Source organism: Frankia sp. CeRuru1 (assembly GCF_977966315.1).
In genome coordinates, this window is record NZ_CDWWEW010000060.1 from 1 (window position 1) to 17,932 (window position 17,932).

27 protein-coding genes are annotated in these 17,932 nt (G+C 70.7%); 1 reads left to right on the plus strand and 26 read right to left on the minus strand.

Features of this window, described 5'->3' with window-relative positions; genetic code table 11:
- Positions 1–330: 330 nt before the first annotated feature.
- The 3 genes from AC08OP_RS06870 to AC08OP_RS06880 all read right to left on the minus strand — a co-directional run bounded on the left by AC08OP_RS06870 (position 331) and on the right by AC08OP_RS06880 (position 2,183).
- Positions 331–1,065, minus strand: a complete 735-nt coding sequence (locus tag AC08OP_RS06870) for a hypothetical protein (protein ID WP_476613417.1) — start codon at positions 1,063–1,065, stop codon at positions 331–333.
- A 322-nt stretch (positions 1,066–1,387) separates the two neighbouring features.
- The gene (locus AC08OP_RS06875) at positions 1,388–1,567 is read right to left on the minus strand and encodes a hypothetical protein (protein ID WP_476613418.1); all 180 of its coding nucleotides are present in this window, start codon (positions 1,565–1,567) and stop codon (positions 1,388–1,390) included.
- Between the two features lie 136 nt (positions 1,568–1,703).
- Positions 1,704–2,183: a hypothetical protein gene (locus AC08OP_RS06880; RefSeq protein WP_476613419.1), complete on the minus strand. Its 480-nt coding sequence runs from the start codon at positions 2,181–2,183 to the stop codon at positions 1,704–1,706.
- Positions 2,184–2,334: 151 nt separating this feature from the next.
- Between AC08OP_RS06880 and AC08OP_RS06885 the strand changes: the two genes are divergently transcribed.
- Positions 2,335–2,730, plus strand: a complete 396-nt coding sequence (locus AC08OP_RS06885; RefSeq protein ID WP_157902568.1) for a hypothetical protein — start codon at positions 2,335–2,337, stop codon at positions 2,728–2,730.
- Positions 2,731–2,755: 25 nt separating this feature from the next.
- Here AC08OP_RS06885 and AC08OP_RS06890 read toward each other — a convergent pair whose 3' ends face one another.
- The 23 genes from AC08OP_RS06890 to AC08OP_RS07000 form a co-directional block, all read right to left on the minus strand.
- The gene (locus AC08OP_RS06890; protein ID WP_476613420.1) at positions 2,756–3,292 is read right to left on the minus strand and encodes a hypothetical protein; all 537 of its coding nucleotides are present in this window, start codon (positions 3,290–3,292) and stop codon (positions 2,756–2,758) included.
- A 263-nt stretch (positions 3,293–3,555) separates the two neighbouring features.
- The gene (locus AC08OP_RS06895; protein ID WP_476613421.1) at positions 3,556–3,882 is read right to left on the minus strand and encodes a hypothetical protein; all 327 of its coding nucleotides are present in this window, start codon (positions 3,880–3,882) and stop codon (positions 3,556–3,558) included.
- A 167-nt stretch (positions 3,883–4,049) separates the two neighbouring features.
- The gene (locus tag AC08OP_RS06900; protein ID WP_476613422.1) at positions 4,050–4,781 is read right to left on the minus strand and encodes a hypothetical protein; all 732 of its coding nucleotides are present in this window, start codon (positions 4,779–4,781) and stop codon (positions 4,050–4,052) included.
- Positions 4,782–5,179: 398 nt separating this feature from the next.
- Entirely contained in the window at positions 5,180–5,881 is a 702-nt protein-coding gene (locus AC08OP_RS06905) for a hypothetical protein (protein ID WP_476613423.1), read from the minus strand.
- A gap of 89 nt (positions 5,882–5,970) precedes the next feature.
- Positions 5,971–6,600 (minus strand): hypothetical protein, encoded by a 630-nt coding sequence (locus AC08OP_RS06910; RefSeq protein ID WP_476613424.1) that lies wholly within the window; start codon positions 6,598–6,600, stop codon positions 5,971–5,973.
- Between the two features lie 29 nt (positions 6,601–6,629).
- Complete coding sequence (locus AC08OP_RS06915; RefSeq protein ID WP_476613425.1) at positions 6,630–7,178, minus strand: hypothetical protein; 549 nt, start codon at positions 7,176–7,178, stop codon at positions 6,630–6,632.
- Between the two features lie 113 nt (positions 7,179–7,291).
- Positions 7,292–7,642 (minus strand): hypothetical protein, encoded by a 351-nt coding sequence (locus tag AC08OP_RS06920; protein WP_476613426.1) that lies wholly within the window; start codon positions 7,640–7,642, stop codon positions 7,292–7,294.
- Between the two features lie 52 nt (positions 7,643–7,694).
- A complete protein-coding gene (locus AC08OP_RS06925) occupies positions 7,695–8,315 on the minus strand; it encodes a hypothetical protein (protein ID WP_476613427.1) in 621 nt (206 codons plus the stop codon).
- Between the two features lie 144 nt (positions 8,316–8,459).
- The gene (locus AC08OP_RS06930) at positions 8,460–8,696 is read right to left on the minus strand and encodes a hypothetical protein (RefSeq protein ID WP_476613428.1); all 237 of its coding nucleotides are present in this window, start codon (positions 8,694–8,696) and stop codon (positions 8,460–8,462) included.
- 61 nt (positions 8,697–8,757) lie between these two features.
- The gene (locus AC08OP_RS06935; RefSeq protein ID WP_476613429.1) at positions 8,758–9,066 is read right to left on the minus strand and encodes a hypothetical protein; all 309 of its coding nucleotides are present in this window, start codon (positions 9,064–9,066) and stop codon (positions 8,758–8,760) included.
- Between the two features lie 67 nt (positions 9,067–9,133).
- Positions 9,134–10,363, minus strand: a complete 1,230-nt coding sequence (locus tag AC08OP_RS06940; protein ID WP_476613430.1) for a DNA polymerase III subunit beta family protein — start codon at positions 10,361–10,363, stop codon at positions 9,134–9,136.
- Between the two features lie 129 nt (positions 10,364–10,492).
- The gene (locus AC08OP_RS06945; RefSeq protein WP_476613431.1) at positions 10,493–10,891 is read right to left on the minus strand and encodes a hypothetical protein; all 399 of its coding nucleotides are present in this window, start codon (positions 10,889–10,891) and stop codon (positions 10,493–10,495) included.
- 43 nt (positions 10,892–10,934) lie between these two features.
- Positions 10,935–11,474: a hypothetical protein gene (locus tag AC08OP_RS06950; RefSeq protein WP_476613432.1), complete on the minus strand. Its 540-nt coding sequence runs from the start codon at positions 11,472–11,474 to the stop codon at positions 10,935–10,937.
- 59 nt (positions 11,475–11,533) lie between these two features.
- Positions 11,534–11,788, minus strand: a complete 255-nt coding sequence (locus AC08OP_RS06955; RefSeq protein ID WP_476613442.1) for a hypothetical protein — start codon at positions 11,786–11,788, stop codon at positions 11,534–11,536.
- A 254-nt stretch (positions 11,789–12,042) separates the two neighbouring features.
- Positions 12,043–12,618 (minus strand): hypothetical protein, encoded by a 576-nt coding sequence (locus tag AC08OP_RS06960; protein ID WP_476613433.1) that lies wholly within the window; start codon positions 12,616–12,618, stop codon positions 12,043–12,045.
- A 74-nt stretch (positions 12,619–12,692) separates the two neighbouring features.
- Entirely contained in the window at positions 12,693–13,409 is a 717-nt protein-coding gene (locus AC08OP_RS06965; protein ID WP_476613434.1) for a hypothetical protein, read from the minus strand.
- 4 nt (positions 13,410–13,413) lie between these two features.
- On the minus strand, positions 13,414–13,806 hold the full coding sequence (locus AC08OP_RS06970) for a hypothetical protein (RefSeq protein ID WP_476613435.1): 393 nt from the start codon (positions 13,804–13,806) through the stop codon (positions 13,414–13,416).
- A 114-nt stretch (positions 13,807–13,920) separates the two neighbouring features.
- Positions 13,921–14,745 (minus strand): hypothetical protein, encoded by an 825-nt coding sequence (locus tag AC08OP_RS06975; protein ID WP_476613436.1) that lies wholly within the window; start codon positions 14,743–14,745, stop codon positions 13,921–13,923.
- A gap of 174 nt (positions 14,746–14,919) precedes the next feature.
- Positions 14,920–15,204: a hypothetical protein gene (locus AC08OP_RS06980; RefSeq protein ID WP_476613437.1), complete on the minus strand. Its 285-nt coding sequence runs from the start codon at positions 15,202–15,204 to the stop codon at positions 14,920–14,922.
- Positions 15,205–15,313: 109 nt separating this feature from the next.
- Positions 15,314–15,631 carry a hypothetical protein gene (locus tag AC08OP_RS06985; RefSeq protein ID WP_476613438.1) on the minus strand — a complete coding sequence of 106 codons (318 nt, stop codon included), beginning with the start codon at positions 15,629–15,631 and terminating at the stop codon, positions 15,314–15,316.
- A gap of 105 nt (positions 15,632–15,736) precedes the next feature.
- Positions 15,737–16,096, minus strand: a complete 360-nt coding sequence (locus AC08OP_RS06990; RefSeq protein WP_476613439.1) for a hypothetical protein — start codon at positions 16,094–16,096, stop codon at positions 15,737–15,739.
- A 130-nt stretch (positions 16,097–16,226) separates the two neighbouring features.
- A complete protein-coding gene (locus AC08OP_RS06995; protein WP_476613440.1) occupies positions 16,227–16,733 on the minus strand; it encodes a hypothetical protein in 507 nt (168 codons plus the stop codon).
- Between the two features lie 86 nt (positions 16,734–16,819).
- Positions 16,820–17,827, minus strand: coding sequence for a DUF932 domain-containing protein (locus tag AC08OP_RS07000; RefSeq protein WP_476613441.1), 1,008 nt, complete (start codon positions 17,825–17,827; stop codon positions 16,820–16,822).
- Positions 17,828–17,932: the final 105 nt, after the last annotated feature.

Below are 17,932 nucleotides of genomic sequence, written 5' to 3' on the forward strand. Positions count from 1 at the left end.
GGGTGGGACCCCGAGTTCTTGTGCCAAGGCCGGATTGCGGCGCTCGGGCCGCGGCCAGGACCGGCGGCAGGTTCGGGGCAGGCCGCGCGCGGCCGAGCACCGCACGGGGCCTGTGATCAGTCCGCCGGTCGGGCCGTGCGGCGGCGACCGCGCGGGGCCGGCTGCCTGCTGCGCGCGAGGCTGGATCGGTGCGGCGGCGCAGAATCCCGGCTTCCCAGCGGGCGGTCCTCGCGGAGGGCGCCGGTGATGGATTCGAGGTAGCCGCGCGAGCGGGGTCGGCGCGGATGCTGTCCTACGGCGAGCTGGCCACTTCGCGGCTGGTACGGGTGCCTACGGTGTCCGAGCTGCCCAGGGTGCTCGCCGACTGGACGGGCTCTCGTCGAAGGGGAGATCGTCGTAGGGGTATCGGGGTGCGGCGGCCGGGTCGATGCCATGGTGGGCGGCGCGGGCGACGGCGAAGACGCTGCCGTCCGGATAGTGGTGCTGGTAGGCATCGAGGCCGATCGGCCGGATGGCGGTGGCGCGCAGTCCAGTGAACGTCGCGTGGTAGCCGCGCAACCAGCGGGTAGCGGCGTGGCGGCTGCCGGTGCGGCGCAGGAGGCGGACGCCGTCGAGGACGAGCCATCCTGCGTGGGGCCAGCCGTGCACGACGCGGTGTTCGATGATCCAGCGGCGCGCCTGATGGCGGGTACGGAACCGCCGGGGGGCGTGGTCCTTGGTGTCGTCGGGGTCGGCGAGGAAGCCGTCGTCCTGGGTGCGGATCGTGCCGGCGGGCCGCCAGCGGCCGGTCGGGGTGGCGAGGAGAACCCGCCACGCCTCGCTGTCGGCCGGGCCCCGACGCCGGCTGTCTCGGCGCAGGCGCGCGGTCGCGAGCGCGGTGGTGTGGGCGTGGCACCAGGCGTGGAAGCGGGCCTGTGCGACAGTGCCCGCGGCGCCGATCGTGCGCCCGGCGGGGTCGGTGGCGGTGACCAGGCCGGGACCTGTCGACACGGCGGTGAGGCCGTAGCCGGGCGGGACCCGGTCGAGCGGGTGCAGGGCTGCTGTGCGGGCACAGCGCTCGCACACGGGTGCGGCAGGGTCAGGCTGGTCCGGCGACAGTGTCCGCTCACTGAACGTGCGACCGCAGAGGGTTATCCCTGTATCGGGGAGTGTGCGGTGGACCAGCCGGGAACGTGGAGAGGCTCGAAGCGTCGTGTACCCATCTGGTGGCGGAAAGTGGTCGGATGTGGGCATGGAAGATCTCCGAGAGTCGGCGCAGGCGGCGGACGCTGGCCCCCCGCGATGCGCTGACTTGCGAGCGCGACCCAGCAGCGCCCGGCGCAACGGGGACCGGGACGCGGTGTCGCCGAGGTCGGCGCCTACCTGCGTGCGGTCGGCGGCCTGTCGGCTAGGAAGGTGGGGCCAGCTCGGGGGGCAGCGGCAGATGACGGTGACGAGGAAGCTGGCCTCGCCGTTTACGCCACTCCCGCGGGCGCGCCGTCAGCGAGCTGGAGGAGTAGTCCTGGCACCTGCTGGTACGGGTCCCCGGGGCGTCCGCTCCCCGCGCGACCGGCTGGCTGTCGGGCACGGCCGCTTCCTTGGCTCGGTTCGTCCCGGAACGCGCCGGCTTCTCCGCGAACGCGCGGATGGGCGAGCTTGCCGAGGTTGGCGGGCCGGGAACCGTCCGGTGAGCGCGCCCGGGACAAGGCCAGGCGGGCGCTGGCCTACTCGTCGGTGAGGAGGCGGAGCAGGCGCACGCCGGGAAAGCTGTCGGTCGGCAGTGCCGGCAGGTGGAACGTGGTGGGCTTGTCGAAGACGGGCTGCCCGCCTGGCCGGCGGGTGTAGGGGGCCCAGCCGTAGTCGACGCCGTCGCCGGCGTCGTAGGCGGTCCAGACCACGCTTTCCTGTTCGCCGTCACGCAAGGGCCGGACGGAGAACGCGTAGACCTGAAGACCGCCAGGGAGCATCTCGATGATCTGCGGGACGGCGAACGTGAACCGGCGGGCGTGCAGGGTGCGGGCGAGCTCGGCGGCGCGGGTCTCGAAGTCGGTCCGGGCGTGCTCGCCCTGGACGTAGTCGTAGTCGGAAAGGATCTGGCGGCGGTCCCCGTCGAGGATGACGATCGCCGGATAGTCGGTCATCCGGATGGACTGCTGGACACGGTCCACGACGTCGGTCACCAGGCTCCAGGTGGCGTCGTTCATCGCGGCCTCCAGCAGGGTCCGGGAAATTCCGTTCCGGATTCCTCGGCGGTGGAACGGCGGTTGAGGGTGTAGCCGGCGCGTGGGCTTGTCCACCGTATGCGGCCGTGCACGTCCCGTGTCGCCGGCCGCTGGCTATGGTCCTGGGGTTGTGGTGCAGGTCCTGGCGGACGCGGACAATCTCGCGGCGCGGTGGATGACGGTGACGATGCGGATCGTCGGCGGCTACGGGTGCGCGGTGACCGCAGCGGGTGCGGCCGGGCGGTTGGCGGCGGTGCGCTGGCCGGCGCAGTGCCGGCTGGTGGCTGCCGAGGGCTGGCAGCGCGCGGACCTTGCGCTCGCGGGTGCCTACCGCAGCGACGAGGAGCCGTTGCTGCTGGTGACGGGCGACGGCGACTTCGCGTACCTCGCGAGCCGGCATCCCGGCCCGGTCGCGGTCGCCGGGGTGCTCGTCGCCCGCGCGCTACGGGACACCGCGACCGTGATCGACCTGGCCCGGGACGGCGCCGCCCCGCTGGTGCGCTGGTTGAACCACGTCAGCCCGCGCTGACCCGGCCACGTGCCTGGCGGGCAGGTTAGGGGCGGGTGCGTCGCCGTTGCAGGTTCTCGTCGAGCAGTTCCCGCAGCAGGACGAGGCCGGGCCCGCCTCCGGGGCTCAGGGGGATCGAGAAGATGTAGTCCGAGCCGTCGAACGCATCGAAGACCGGTGTGCCGTCCCGCTTGCGCCGGTAGGGAACCATCCCGGACTCGTGGCCCTCCTCCTCATCCCAGAGCACCCACAGGATGACGTGCATCTCGCCGTCGTCCTCCAGCACCGGCCCGCCGGTATCGGGGGAACGCAGCCGGACCTCATCGTCACCGTCGATCACAACGGACCTGCTGATCTGCGGGACGGCCAGGATGACGCGTTCAAGATCGATACGCTTCGCTTCCTCGGCGACCTGCCGCTCGAACGCCTCCGCGCGGGCGGGGTCACGCAGGTAGGCCGAGTTACTCAGCGTGCGCGAGGGCTCTCCTTCCAGGACCGCGATCGCGGGCTGGTCTCCTTTCGCCAGGGCGTCCTGGACCTGCTTGACGGTCATGTCGACAAGAACATGGGACTCGAAGTTCATCAGCGGTGTCCTCTACGGGGCGCGGGGTCGCAGCGGCGGGCCGGTCCGGGACGCCCACGCAGGACGTACGGGACCGCCGTCCCCACCAGTCTGATCGCCTCACGACGTGGGCACCATGCAGCACGTGCCTCCGCGTCCCGCCACCCTGCTGCCGCGGGGTCGCGGTGACCGCCCCGGCCGGCCGATGCAACGACGAGGTGCTCACCGGTCGGTCTCGGCTCGCCGCCGGGACGCGTCTCTGTGGAGGGTAGGTCGAGGCGGAGCTACCGCTGGCGAGGCCGCCGCGCGCCTCGCGCCCGGCGGAAGCCTCTGCTGCGTCGCAGAAACGGCGGCCGGCGTCGCCGGTCGGCGGGGGCCGTGGCGTCGTTCAGGACGAGGTCCGCGGGGTTGATGCGTCCGACGATCTCCCGGCTGGGCCAGTGGATCAACAAGCCGCAGTCCACACAGCAATAGCGCCCACGCCACCGGGCCGCGCCCGGGGCGACTTCCCGGCGCCGGCGGACCGGGACGAACCCGCTGGACGCCGGGGTGTTCCCGCATCGGCACAGCCAATCGTCATCCCCGCCGTCGCACGCGATGTATTCACGCATGCCAGTCCTCTCTTTTCTCGCGAAGGTCGTTTACGGAAGGAGCGGGTTCGGACCGGCAGGAGAAGAAACAGTTCTCCTACCGGCGAGAAATGCCGGCGGCTGCGGCGATGCCCGCCGGCCAAGCTCGGCGGGCCTGCGACGGAGGTCGTCCGGGCGCTGGGCGCGGTTCAGCGGTCCCAGGGGTCGCGGCGCAGGTGGTCTCGCCGGGTGGCCCTGGCCTGGATGACGACGTCGGTCCAGGTAGCTCCGGTGGCATCGGCCAGCTCGGCGGTGGCGAGGACCGCGCTGGCGCGGGGGGACAGCGTCCAGCCGAGGTGTCCGAACAGGGCTAGGGCGCTGCTGTCGCCGAGGGCGGAGGCGTGGACGGCGTCGAGGCGTAGCTCGGCGGCCAGGTGGCCGAGCAGCCCGGTCGGGTAGCCGCGGTGGAACAGCGGGATCGCCCGGTTCGGGCTGGTCATCTCGGTGGCGTGGTGGGCGGCGACGTGGGAGAGCACGGCCATCACGGCGGCGTCCCCGATGCGGGTGTCTTCCGGCTCGTCGCCCACGTCGGTACGCAGGATCGCCGTGTGGACGGCGTGGCCCCAGGTCCAGCCCTGCACGCTGAGCTGCTCAGCTTCGCTGGCGAGGGCGGTGGCCTTCGCGGTCAGCGGGTAGCCGAGTGCCCCGAGGATGTCGGCGGCGGGTTCGAGGTTGAGCAGGCTGGCCGGGTCGAGGTGGCCGTCCAGTCCGAACAGGACGTGGGCGAGTAGCCGGCGCGGCCAGCCGTCCCGGTCGAAGTACGGACGGTAGGTCAGACCGGAGAACCGGAGGGTGACGGTGTCCTCGCCGTTGACGGTCAGGACGTGGCGAAGCCGGCCGAGAAGTTCGGCGAAGCCGATCAGATGCGGAGTAGACGGCATGGTGGGGCGCTCCTAAGTAAGGAGGGCGCAGCGCGGCAGACAGGCGGACGTGCGCGAGCGTGGGGGCCGGGGCGCGGGCGGTCGCGCGGGCCATCGGGGACCAGGGCTGCAACGCGGGTCGGCCCGCCGAGCGAGGTGCGCGGCGGGCCGAGAGGCGTTGCACCGGCCGTCGTAGGCCGGTCGTGTGGGGCGGGCCGTCAGGTGCGGCAGGTCGGATGCGGCGCGCTCGGCTCGGTGAGGGAGTCACTGACACCGAGAACGACATGCGGCCCGCCTCCGAGGAACAGGGAGCCGTTCACTGTCCCGGTTCGCCTGATGGATGGCGGGAGGGCCGATGATGAGCAGCCTGATGGGTACGCCGTGGACGGTGGCAGCCCGCAGCGGCCCGCGGGCTGTGGTCACCAGGTCGACGGGCCGATGACCATCTCGTCGAGGCGAAGCCTCCGGATCTCGTCGGGGCCGACGAAACGGCGATGACGGCCGGCCCCGATGTCGACGCAGATTCCGTCGCGGTAAACCTCGTCCTCGGTGCGCACGCCGAGGACCGCCCAGACCGGGAAAGGCCACGTCTCAGGTTCGTGTTGGGGGTCTCCCGCAGTCAGGGCGACCACATCCCCGGGCTTGTAGGCGCGATGGCTGTGTCGCCTCGCCGCCGTCGGGCAGTACAGCCGGCCACAGGAGGGCGTGGCAGGCGGGCGGGCCGCGCGCCAATATTCACCGATCTCTTCCCAAACGGTCGGGTGATGGGCCAGAAGGAGCCGTCGCAAATCATCTTCGATCATGTGTGGTGCCTTCAGGCCGGAGACGTTCTCCATCCGGCCCGCGAGCACCGTGACCGCGGGGCGCATCTCGTCGTGGACCCGCCACAGCACCGTCGACGGATCACTCGGGCAACGCCCGAAGGTCGCATAGTGAATACCCATCAGGGCCCTCTCTTTCCAGGAAACAAAAGCGGAACGGCTGGCAAGGCGATGAGCGGCGCGGGTATCCGGTGAGGGCGGCGCCACGGGCGCCTCCTCTGCGGAACGGTCCTCGGCCAGCCGGTTTCCGTCTTCACCGACGCGGCCTGTCCATGCGGGATGCTGCGCGCCGTCCAGCACGCACCGGAGAGCGGGCGACTAGCTGCATGCGCTGTCTCTGCGCCCCACCACGCTGTCCTGCACGACCCGTCGGGCCGAGCGACGGGGCACTACTCAAGCGGCGGGAGAGAGGCAAGGAACTCCGCGATTTTCACGGCGTGCCCGGGGTGTACGGAGAACTTGAAATCGACCTCGCCCGAGTGCGCAGGCTCGGCGCTGAATTTCCAGATCATATTTTGGGGGTGGCGCCAGAAGCTGGCGACCGGCTTCCAGCGGTCTCGCTGATACTCGTCGGCTGTCGGATCGAGTCCTTCCCACGGAAGACCGAACGCGCCCATGACCGCGCGGGCGATCTCTTCCGCGCGCTGCTGCGCTCTGCGCCGGTCGTTCAGAATCTCACACACCCGCGCCAGCTCGGTCTCATAGCCCGGCAGTACATATCGTTCGATCTGCCGTGCGATGGCCGGCGCCGACTTGTCCGCTGCGGCGTAGGTTCTGTCCCTGGGCGCGCGACCGGTTCGGTACTCGCTTGCCCGGGTCGGATAGACACCCGAGATCTCGATCTTGTCTCGTTTGCTATAGGCCCGGCCCATGGTGACGTGTATTTTGCAGGCCGGGTTCGACGTCCTGACCAGGAAGGCGTCCTGTGACCAGTGGCCGGCCTCGGTCTTCCAGTCGTCACCCAGCTCGCCGGCGATGCTCTCGGCTAGCATCAAAAGGGTTCTGCCGGTCTCGGGCATGGCTGCACTCCGTTCCGTCGGCCCATCAGCTACTCGGTACGGGCGTAGATGCAGTCCACGACGACACCGTTGTGCACGCCGTCGCAGGTGATGGGGCCGATCTGGCGATCCTTCACGGTCAGGTCCTTGCGGATATCGCCTTCCAGCTTGTCGATCTTCGGGCCGAACAGCGCCTCGTAGTGGTTGAGCTGGGAGTCCGGCACGAGCTTCCGGTGGCCAGGGAACGCCTTCGCCCACAGCCGGAAGTAGAGCCCGTGGCCGTACGGCGGGAACGGTGTGGCCTTGCTGACCTCGGCCAGCAGGCAGCACGCTTCGGCCGCCGTGCCGGGACGGGTGTCCTGCCCCGTGGCGACCCGTTCGAGGATCTCCCAGAAGTGCCCCCGGTAGACGAACTCGACGGGAAAGAGGATCGTGCTGGGGGCCAGGACCGGATAGCTGTGGAAGAACTGGTCCCGCTTACTCGGGTGGCGGGCGATCGCCTGTGTGATCTCCTCCTCGGCCCAGTCGAGAGCCGCCAGAGCGGTGGTGACCAGTTCGGTGTAGTCCGCCACGAGCTGGTCGAGCTGGTTTTTGGGCATGGCTGTACTCCGCTTTTCTCAGCCGGGTGGCTGGTGTTCGCGCTCCGCGCGGCGCCAGCGTTTCTGACCGGAGTCGACCGGCCCCAGACCACGCGGACGGTTACCCCGACCGGCTAGTCCACGAACGCCGCCCACCCGCTGCCGTCTTCATGGTGGACGAACAAGGCGATCTGTACGGGAACCGGGGGGTTCAGCTCCCGGGCGATGTCCGCCGCTCGCTCGATGACGTCCAACGCGAGACTGCGATCGTCGAACAGGCGTGGGAAAGCCTCGACCCGGACGTCGGTGGTCCAGAAGGAGGGGTACTTGTTGTGGGCCAGGGCCACGCTGTAGAGCGGCTTGTTCGCCTGGGCTGTCGCGGCCCTGACCGCCTCCGGGTGCGGAACGAGTGTCTCGCGTAGGTGCCGCTCCGGGTCCATGACGTTGCCCCCTTCCTGACGGGTCTGGTCGGCTGAATGCCACATCGGGGCACCTTCCGCCCAGTGGCACGCCCGCGTTTCCGACGTCGAGCATGGGTCATCCCCAGAAGCTGCCATCCTCGTAGAACTCGTAGTCGCTGGCCGCGAGCAGTTCGGTCACGGCTTCGCTGCTGCCTATGTAGTCGTATTCTTCCTGGCCCGCTTTCAATGCGGCGGCGATCGCGTCGCGTACCGCCGTTTCGATCGCTTCTATGGCGTCACCGCCGACGCCGGTGTCGTGGTCCTCGGACTCCCACACGTAGATCTGGCCGAGGTCACGCTCGCCCAGTTGGACGGCGCAGATGTGGTCTGCCCATGGGAGAGCTGGCGCGTTCTCACGAGTGAGCCGACCGTTGAGGGTGACCTGGTCGTCGTAGCTTCCGATGGACCAGGATGTGAACTCCACACCACTGATACCAGGGAAGTCCCCGCAGCCGTAGACGTCCCAGCCGGGCGTTTTGAGTTCCTGGGCGAGCGTGTAGACGATCGTTTCCTGTAGCCGATCGTTGTCATGCTGGTCCCACCACGGTCCGAGCAGCCGCTCCGTGATTTCCCGGATTGCACGTTCCTTCGCCTCGTCACCCAGGTCGTCGAACAAGTAGCTCTCCGCGTCGTCCGGCTCGGCGACCGAGACGGTCACGGTGATGTTGACATTGATGTCGATCCGACGGTCGGACACAGCCGTGCTCCGTTTCTGGCAACGTCGGTATCTGGCTGACTGCCCCGGCGCGGGCCGCCGCGCTGTGACCTCCCCGACCAGACGGCCGGGTGGAGCTACCCGGTACTACTCGGGGACTGCTCGTCTGCCCTTCCGCTGAAGCGGTCAGGTGGCTGTCCCACGCGGGTGGGCACGGGCGCGTGCCGGCCGTGTCCGCCGGGCTCGCCTGCGGCGGCGCCGGCCCGCGGTCAGATCGACGCCGATCGCGACGAGGGCGACCGCCGTGTACGCGACGAGCATGGTGGCCTCGTGCGCGGCGGCGACCCCCAGGAGCCACACTGCCAGCAGCACGAACGCCCAGAAGCGAGCCCGCCAGCGGCGACGGCGACGCAGGTAGACCATCAGGAGTCACGTTCCTTTCCAGGTGAGCCGGGGAATGCGCCGGATAGGAGGGGATTTCGGCTCAGCGCTCGCGGGTGCGCCAGGGGACGGGATGTCCGTGGTCGGGATCGGCGCAGTCGCCGCCGGTCGCGGTGGGGGCGCTATAAACCTCCCCGCCGTCGACCAGCACCGTGAGCGGTGGTTTCTCCTCGGCGAGGTTCAGGGTGACGGCGGTGTCAATGTGGACGAGGATTCCGCCGGTTTCGTCGAGCAGCGCGGTGATGCGGAGGGGAAAGCTGCCGACGTTTCCCGGTTCCCAGCTCGCGGCAGGATGCGGCGGCAGCGCGTCGTACATGTCGATCGTTCCGTAGTTCACCGACGAACTTTCCATCGGTTCTCCCTTCCAGATGCAGAAGGTGTGCGGCGGCACGCATCGAGATCCGTAAGAAAGGCTCGGGTCAGTCGATGCGGATGGGCATGAGCAGGTGCCGGTACGGCGGGGCGCTCGCCGTCTGGTGTTCGGGACAGGTGAGCAGTACGGGTTTGGCGACGTCTGCCTGTCCGCTGAACAGGACGGTGTCGCCCGGGAGCGCGGTGAGGGCGGCGCGCAGGTAGGCGGCGTTGAATACCCAGCGGACGGTCCCGTCGGTGAGCGAGGTCGTCGCGGGCAGGGTTGGGGCGTGGACCCGGGCGCCGTGCTCGGGCAGCAGCGGCGCGACCCGGAGCCCGTCCGGGGTGAGCGTCAGCGTCATGGTCATGATGGGGCGGCGGGTGGTCGGGTGGGCGGTGAGGATCGCCTGGACCCGTGCCACGTGGGCCGTCACCGTCGCCCGGTCGAAGGTGGCGGTGTGCTGGGTGTCGAGCGAGCCCAGCAGTCTGCGCCACGGCGGGTAGGCGCCGCCGGTCTCGACCAGGCTCACAGTGGTCTGCCCGCAGGTGAACGTGACCCGGTCGACGTCGTGCACGGACTCGGCACGACGGCGCCCGATCGTCACCGACGGCCCGGTCCACGTCTCGGCGCACGCGGCGAGGATCTTCGCGGGAAGTAGCAGTTCCTGCCCGGCCGGCCCGGTGACGGTCGCGGGCAGGGCATCGACGGCCAGGCGGTACCGGTCGGTCCCGGCCACGGTCGCCAGTCCGGGCGCGAACGACACGTACAGCCCGGTGAGGACCCGCAGGGTGTCGTCCCGGCCGACCGCGGGCAGGACACGGTCCACCGCGGCGCGCAGCGCGGCCCGGTCGACGGTGGCGATCGTCGGCGCGGGCTGGCAGGCGCCGGGATGCTCGTCCACGGGTAGGCCGGTCAGCGGAACGGTGTAGTCGCCGATCGTGACGGTCGGGGCGGGTGGGAAGGACCCGTCGAGCAGGACAGGCAGCTCGTCGGTGTCACGGCGATGCTCGCCCCGGACCAACGCCTTGCACATCTGCGTCAGCGCCCAGCCATCGACCAGGAACCGGCCGGCGGACCGTGCCGCGCCGGGCAGGCGCACGGAGACCGTCGCGGCGGGGCTGGCGCCGGTGACGGTCAGCCTCCCGTCGAGATCGGCGGTGATCAGAGCGGCGTTCCACGGCGGCCGGCTCTTGCGGTCAAGGACAGTGCCGACCGTGGTCAGCGCGGCGAGCAGGTCCCGGTAGGGGACGACGGCGGTCGCCCCCGCGATGGCGGCGGGCGGTGCGGTGACAGTCATGATGATCTTCCGCGTGGGATAGGGGATCGGCCGGTCATCGGCCGGCGCGCATCGGCGGTGGGCGGGCCGGCTGGTGCACGTCAGCTCGGACGTGCGAGAGCGGTGCGATGGCGCGCGGCGGAACAGAGATCAGTGGTGCTCGGGTAGCTGGCGGAACACGATCTCGGTGCTGTCGACGTTGGCGGTGGTCGCCCACTCGTCGAGCAGCTCAGAGATCGACTCGGCGACCGCGTCGAGGTCGTCGCTAGCCGTGCCGTCGTCGGTGAGGACCGCGATCAGCCGGGCGCGGTCTTCCCCGAGTTCATCGGTATAGACCTCGACCTCAAGCCAACTGGCCGCCGGGCACTCGGCCCGCGTCTCGGCCTCGATGTCGTCTTCCAGGACCATCCGCAACGCGTCACGGGCGTCGAGGAACACGTCACGCGCCCGCTCACGCAGCGACCGCGTGTCCGGCGGGGCGCACCGGCGTATCCGCAGGACTCGCTCCCGGGGAAGCCGGTGGCTGTTGCGGCTGCGCCAGATCCTCATCGTGATCTCCCCTTTCCAGGAACGGGTAGGCAGGGCTCCCGGGTCAGCCGGTGCCGCCGGGTGTCGTGTCGAACGTTTCGCGGATCTGGCCGTCGGCGGTGTAGGTAAAGGTCCGCAGCTGTGTGTAAGGTGCGGGAAGAAACACCGGCATGGCGTTCACGACAGCCCCGCCGAATCCCTGGCAGATCCACATCACCCACCGGTCCGGCTTGTCCGGGGAACTGCCGGCAGGAAGCTCGCCGGTGGAACGCCGATCTGTCAGTCGGCGCATGTCGCGGCGGGCTATGTGAGGACAGAGCCGGGTGGATGCCTCGGCACAGGACTCGTGTATCGGCGGGTCGTGGTAGGCCCTGGCGGCGAGGGCTCCCGGGCCGCCGAGAAAAGCGACCTCCCCGTCGAACGGCCGGGCGCAGATACCGCACCGCCCCTCGGAGGCAAGACGGAACGCCTCCCGACCATCGACGGTCGAAAAATCCGGCTCCCCGTCCGGGTGGCGCGCAGTGACAGCCGGAATAGGGACGTTGCGGCGCCGGTCGATCGGCAGCGCGTTCATCAGCTCGGGGAACTCGGAGGCAGGGTTCACTGCCGCTCCTTTCCATGACGGACGAAGACCCAGAGGTAGAGCGCCGGACGACGGTTCGGCTAGTCGCGGGCGTTCGCCCAGAAATCGGCCTTGACGCGCATCCAGTCGAGCGCTTCGGTCAGGCCGTGAATGTCGTACCAGCTTTGGATACTGTTCTGGTCGTCGCGGACAAGACCGACGTGGAACTCGCCGGGCTCGGCGCTTGCCGCGACAACAGCCCACAGCGGCACGTAGTTGCCCGCGCGGGGCACGTAGATACCGGCTACCACCGGGCAGCCGACAAAGGTCAAGGGCAGGGGAAACTCAGGAGCCATCACCGTCGCTCCGTTCGGATGAGGGTTCCGCGACCCGGCCCTGTTGCCCGGCGTTCGAAATGCCGATGAAGGCGGCGCTCACGATGCCGATGAGTAGCCCGGCGAATCGGACACCTACGTCGGCACGCTGTCGGGCTACGTCGGCAAGGTGTCGCGATCGTGGACGCGAGATCCCCCGCGACGCGGCGATCGGCGCCACGCAGGTGGCCGGGCCTGTTTTCGGGCAGGTGGGGACCGGGAACGGCGCTGGCGGCTCAGCCGGTCGGCAGCGGTGTGAGCAGGCGACCTCGGGTCAGGACGTTGATCCGCGCCCACGGGTCGGTGTCCTCGCGGCCGAAGCGGCGGCCGAAGGCCAGCGCCGCGGCGCCGAGCGCGTCCAGGGCGAGCGTGAGCGGTGCGGCGCGCCCACGGACCGGCAGCACGTCCGGGTCGAGCAGGACGGTCGTGTGTACGCCGATCTCGCGCAGTCGCCGAGCCGAGCGTCGGGCGCGGCGCAGCCAGCCACGCACGGTGCCCTCGGGCAGGGCGAGCCGCGCGGCGATGGGCCGGTGGCCCAGTCCGCCGGCCGCGGCGAGCAGCGCCTGGCCGACGACACCGACGCTGTAGCCGTGGTGCGCCAGCTGGCCGGCGTCGAGCACGACGTGCGTGGCGCGGCAGCCGGTGCAGCGCGCCCGGTCCGGACGGGACGTGACCTGAGCGCCCTCGCGGTCGCGGACCGTGCGGGTCCTGGCCCGGCCCCACGGCGCCAGCGACGCGCCGCAGTCCGGGCAGCGCAGCCTCCGTCGCGCCAGCGCCTGGCGGGCCGCCACCGTGTCGAAGACCTCGATCATCGTCCATCCCGTCAGGCTCCAGCCTGGCCGCCACCGTCCGAAAGGGGCGGCCGGTGTTGCACTCTGGCCCTCGATCACCCGCGCCGGCAAGCCGCCCACGCTCGATCCCGAGCCCGGCACCGCGCCGATGCCCTCGCACCGTCGTTCCCAGCGAAACGCAGCTCCCGCAGCACCCAGACGTTTCGTCGGCGAGGTGCCGCCGCCGACGAACGAGGAAAACAGCCCCCGACCGTCGCCACGCTCAACGCCCGATTCGTGCCCGCGACCTGGGCATCGTGAGTGCCGCCGAACACCCGGCCCGCGCGGCGGCGTCGGGCCGCCGGGCGCGGCTGTGCCTCCGGGCGGGGACGGGGCCGCCAGACCTGCCGGCCGGCGTCGGCGACCCGTTCCAGGCCGAGCGCGTCGGCCCAGGTGACACAAGACGCGCAGGGGTCGACGCAGCCGGAGCAGTCGCCGCGTTCGAGGTGGTGCCGCCGGATCTCCTCGGCGCGGGCACGGGAGATCCGGTGGTAAGTCCAGGTCTCGATCTCGCCGGGGAGCTGGTCGCGTAGCGCGGTCAGGATGCGTACGACCCGGTCGGGGTCGTAGCTGGGCGCGGTGTGGTCGCCGAGGTGGGCGGCGCACAGCGCCGCATGCCGGCCGCCGTCACCGCCGGTCAGCGCGGCGAGCAGCGCGCGGGCGTCGAGACGGTCGTCGTCGGTCGGCGGGCCGCCCGGGTTGACCGGTCGCCGACGGAGCGCGTCGAGGTCGGCCGCCGTCCGAGACGTCCGGCGGCCTGCTGTGCGGCCCATCGGATCAGGCCCGGGACGGGTCGTCGCCGATCGGAACGGGTGGGGGGTCGAGGCGGATCAGGTGGCCGTGGGTGACGTCCTCGCCGATCGCGCCGTCGACAGCGGCGAGGTCCGCGACCTCGTCGCAGATCTCGCCCCACAGGTCCGGGGCGGTCCGCGGGTCCATCGAGATCACGGTGTCGTCGGCGAGGAGCACGCCTTCCGCGGACGCGGTCGGGTAGTCGTCCCAGACCACGTCACACAGCACAGCGACGGCCGTCGGGTACAGCTCGTGGACCTTCGACGCGAACCCGCCGTCAGCGGTGATCCGCCGCCGCACCTCGGCGTTGATCGCGGACAGGGCTGCGCTGAGGTCGTCGTCCTCTACGGTCGGGAGCACGGACAGGTCGAACAGCACGGGATCTACCTCCCTCGGGGCGTGCGGGTATGCGGGAGTCGCGGACGTGGGGGTCGCCTGTAGCGGGCCGGCGCGGGTTGTCATCGCGGGCAGGGGCAACGCCTCGAACGACGATCAGAAGCGGTAGTCGCTGGTGTTGCCGTTGACGTCCACCACAAGGTGGGTGCCTTTCGGCCGGCCGGCGTTTTCGAGGTGGACGTAGACGGTCGGTTCCGCCTCCTCCGGGTCGCCGTCGGTGTCGTCATCGGCCGCGACCAGCCGGAACAGGATCTTCACGCCGTCGATGTCGATCACATACATGTCGCTGGCGTCGTTGGTGTCGGGCGCGGCGCCGTACACGCGGACGAGCGCGTCACGCACCACGTGGACGGTCGGCCGGGGCGGGGCGACGGTCTGACCGGCCGCGCCGAGCGGGCGGATCTCCCCCGCGTACACGGGGAAGCCGTCGCCCGGGTCGATACTGCCTTTGAGGAACTTCGGGTTGGCCTGCTGTTCACCGGCGTAGGTGACGATCAGTATCTGGTCGCCGTGGGCGTCGGCGAGGTCGGCGGCGCGGACCTCGCCCGGATACCAGGTCCCTTCCAGCAGGAACTCGACCGGGCTGCCCGGGACCAGGGCGGCGAGCTGGTCGGCGCTGAGCGCGGCGGGCAGGCTCGTGGTGTCGTCGTGGTCGTGGACGTGCGCCGGTGCCTCGATCATCCAGGTGACGAAGCCAGCCAGCTGCCCGGCGGCCTCGGCGGTCGCGACGGTGATCTCGGCGTAGGCGTCGAGGCCCTCGGTGATGACCGTCGGTGCGCCGACGGCGAGGTCGGGATGTTGCTGCTTCCACGCGGTGACCGCGAACGTCACGGTGTCGGTGCTGGTCAGTTCGAGGACATCGCCGCGGTGGTCGCGGCGGGTCAGCCGTACGTGTACCAGGTACTGGGTGTCGGATGGCATGCGTCACCTCCATGGCTTGCGGAAACGGGGATCGCGACAGGAGGCGAGGGCCGGCGGGACGCGCCCGGGACCGCGCGTCGGTAGCCGATCGGTCGGTGAGGGCGGCCCGTGCGGCGAGACTCCCGCCGCGCCGGTCTGGAGGGGTCTGATCACCCCCGGTCGGGTTGGGAGCGATCAGCGCCGGTCCCGATTCCTCCGGAGCCTCGCGATCTGCTCGTCGGTGGCGCCAAACCGCCGTAGCTGGTCGTCGGTCAGCCACACCATCGGAATGGTGATCTTGGTGGTGATGGTGGTGCCTGCGGGCAACTCGTCCGTGCTGATCGCGCGGCCACGCCACCCGGGCAGCTTCCAGCCCTCCGACGTCTTGATCCAGAACTCGTCGCCGCACCGAGCCCACGTGTCCACCGACGCCTCGTGCAGGGCCGCCCGGTGCAGCGGGTCATACGGGTCAAACCCCATGATCATTTCTCTTTCCTCGCTGGGGCACGGCGTGCCACAGATGGCGGCGTGACGGGCATGATCCGCCTTCGCGGGCGACGTGATCGTGATGCGGATAGCGCAACTTCGCTCAGTTGCCGACGATCTCCCAGGCCCACTCGTAGCCGCCGATGTAGTAGAGGCCGTCCGGGTCGGGGACGACGATGGTTGTGCAGTTCCAATGGCCGCTGTGGACCGAGACGATGCCGTCGTCGCCGATGGTGATCGTGTCGATCTCGTCGGCGTCCACGGTCGCGGCCAGCGCGGCGGTCTCGGCCGCCAACTGGCGGACCTGGTCAAGGGTGAAGCCGGGCACGGCGAAGCCGTTCCACCGGTCGTCGTTGGCCGGTACCTCGTACTCCGAGTAGACGCCGCTGATGGTGACGCGCATGGTGCGGGGCGCAGTCATGGTCGTGTTCCTCCCAGGACCGAAAGGGGCCGGTACGGCCACGGGACCGCTTCCGGGCCGGGCACGGGAGCGCCGCCCGTGCCCGGCCCGGTGTGGTGCGGGCTGTCAGGTGGGCAGGCAGCAGCTCAGCGGCACGCCGGGCAGGTCGTAGCTGGCCGTGTCGAACGGGATGGGGAAGCGCTTGTTGCTGGGGGTGAAGCGCAGCCGGTCCGTGGACTCGGCGTCGAGGATGACCGTGGCGTGCTTGCCGTCGATCGCGCCGAGGGTGCCGGTCAGCCCGTTGAGGTAACGGGGCGAGATGTTGGCGATCCGCACGGGCGTGCCCGTAGTCAGGGACGCGGTCCTGATCGCGGCGAGCGCGGCCCGCCGCTGCTTGACCGTCTCAGTGATGCGGGTCAGGTCCTGCTCGGTCGCGTGCGACAGGATGAAGTCGGTGGCGTCCGCGAGCGTCGGTGTCGTGGGCATGCGGGTGCCTTCCTGATCGTGGAGGGGTAGGCGAACCGCCGGCGCGCGACGGGCCGGCGGGGTGTCCGGGGTCTCCCGCCGCCACGGGTGGGCAGCCGGGCGCGCGGGTGCCCGCTGTCGGGAGGCGGTCTCAGGCGGCGGCCAGTTGGGCTCGCGCGGCAGGGGCGGGCCGGCCGATGACGAACGTGCCGGGGTGCCGCGGGTGTAGCTGGTCGTGCGGCATCGGCTGCTCCGGGTAGGGCAGGTGCAGGAGTAGCCGTCCCGCGAGCGGACTGTCGGCGTCGTCGGGGACCCGTCGGATGGTGATCGTGAACGCGCCGCGTGGGTCGCCGGTGGACAGGCTCAGGGTGATCGCGTCGTCGGTCTCGTCGGTGCGGATGCCGGCGCTGTTGCACCACGACAGCGCCACCCGCGCGGCCGTGTGCGGTCCGGTGCCGTCCGCGTCGGGCTCGTCCGGCTGGTAGGCGGGGCAGTCGGGCTCGCCGTTGTCGTCGTCGAAGCCGTACGGCGTCTCGACAAGGTCCGCCCCGCAGGCGGAACAGCGGAACTCGGTGTCGGCGTCGAAGATCAGTTCGATGGTGCTGTCTTCGTCCAGGCTGTTCACGGTCGTGCCGTCGACGATCAGTCCGGCGAACATCGCGATACCCGGTCCTTTCCGGTCAGCGCACCGCCCCGCCCCGGCGGGTGGCCCGTCGGGGCGGGGCTAGGTGCTGGGGTTTCGGGTCAGGCCGGCGGCAGGGTGCGCAGCGTGGCGAGGGTGGAGCCGTCGAGGGTGTCCGCCCCTCCGGTCACGGCGCGCAGCATGTTGCGCTCGGCGCGGGACGCGCCGCGGACGGTCTGCTCGTGGTGGGTGTAGGTGTTGACGGCCTGCACCACGCCCCAGCCGGTGTTGCGCCACGGGGAGACCCGCTCGTCGTGGTTCCACAGCCGGGTCAGGGTGTCGCGGTGCTTCTCGGCGCTGGTCCGCGCCCGCCCCTTCTCGTCCGGCATGGGCGCATGGGCGTCGAGGAACGCCGCCCACTGCCGGTCGGACACCTCCATCGCGCACAGTTCGGCGACCTCGGCGGCGAAGTCCTCGGCGATCGTGTGCACGATCGCGAGCGCCTGGCGGGCCTCCCCGAGCCGTAGGTGCGACTTGGCGGAGTGCTTGACCTTGGTCTGCTGGCCCTGCTCCCGCAGACCGGCCGCCATCGTGTTGTCGCACACGACGTTGGTCACGATCCGCTTGTAGGTCGTGGACAGCGACCCGTCGAAGCTCGTGGTCGCCAGCAGGTTCGGACGGAACGCGACCCCTTCCGGAGTGGTGATCGTGTCGGGCACCTCGACACTCACCCAGGCGACCGCCCCGCCGCGCAGCAGCCCGGCCGAACCGATCGCGAGATCGTCGTCGAGAAGCTGCCCGACGTTGTCAACCAACCATTCCTGGTAGGGGTGCGGCTGGTAGCCGTCGCTGAACAGCCCCATCACGCTGCCGGTGTCCGACCGCACGATGGCCTTGCGGTCCGGCACGACGTCCAGCCCGCCGGTGACGGGCGACTCGACGTAGATCGGCAGTTCGAGGGCCTGCCAGCCGAACAGCCGGCGCTCCACATCGTCGACCGGGATCGGCCCCGGGTAGTGGTTGGCCTCGCCCTGCTGCTGGTCGGCGCGGTAGTGCCAGGCGTGGCCACGCTTGTCGGTGAAACCGATCAGCGTGTTGCCGTTCAGCCAGGCCAGGGATTCCTTCGACATTCGGGCTCCTTCCATCGAGCGGCGAAGGTGGGCAGCGATGTGCGGGCATGCCGACGGGCCGCCGGACACCGTCCGGCGGCAGGCACGCGGCGGGGGGTTACGGAG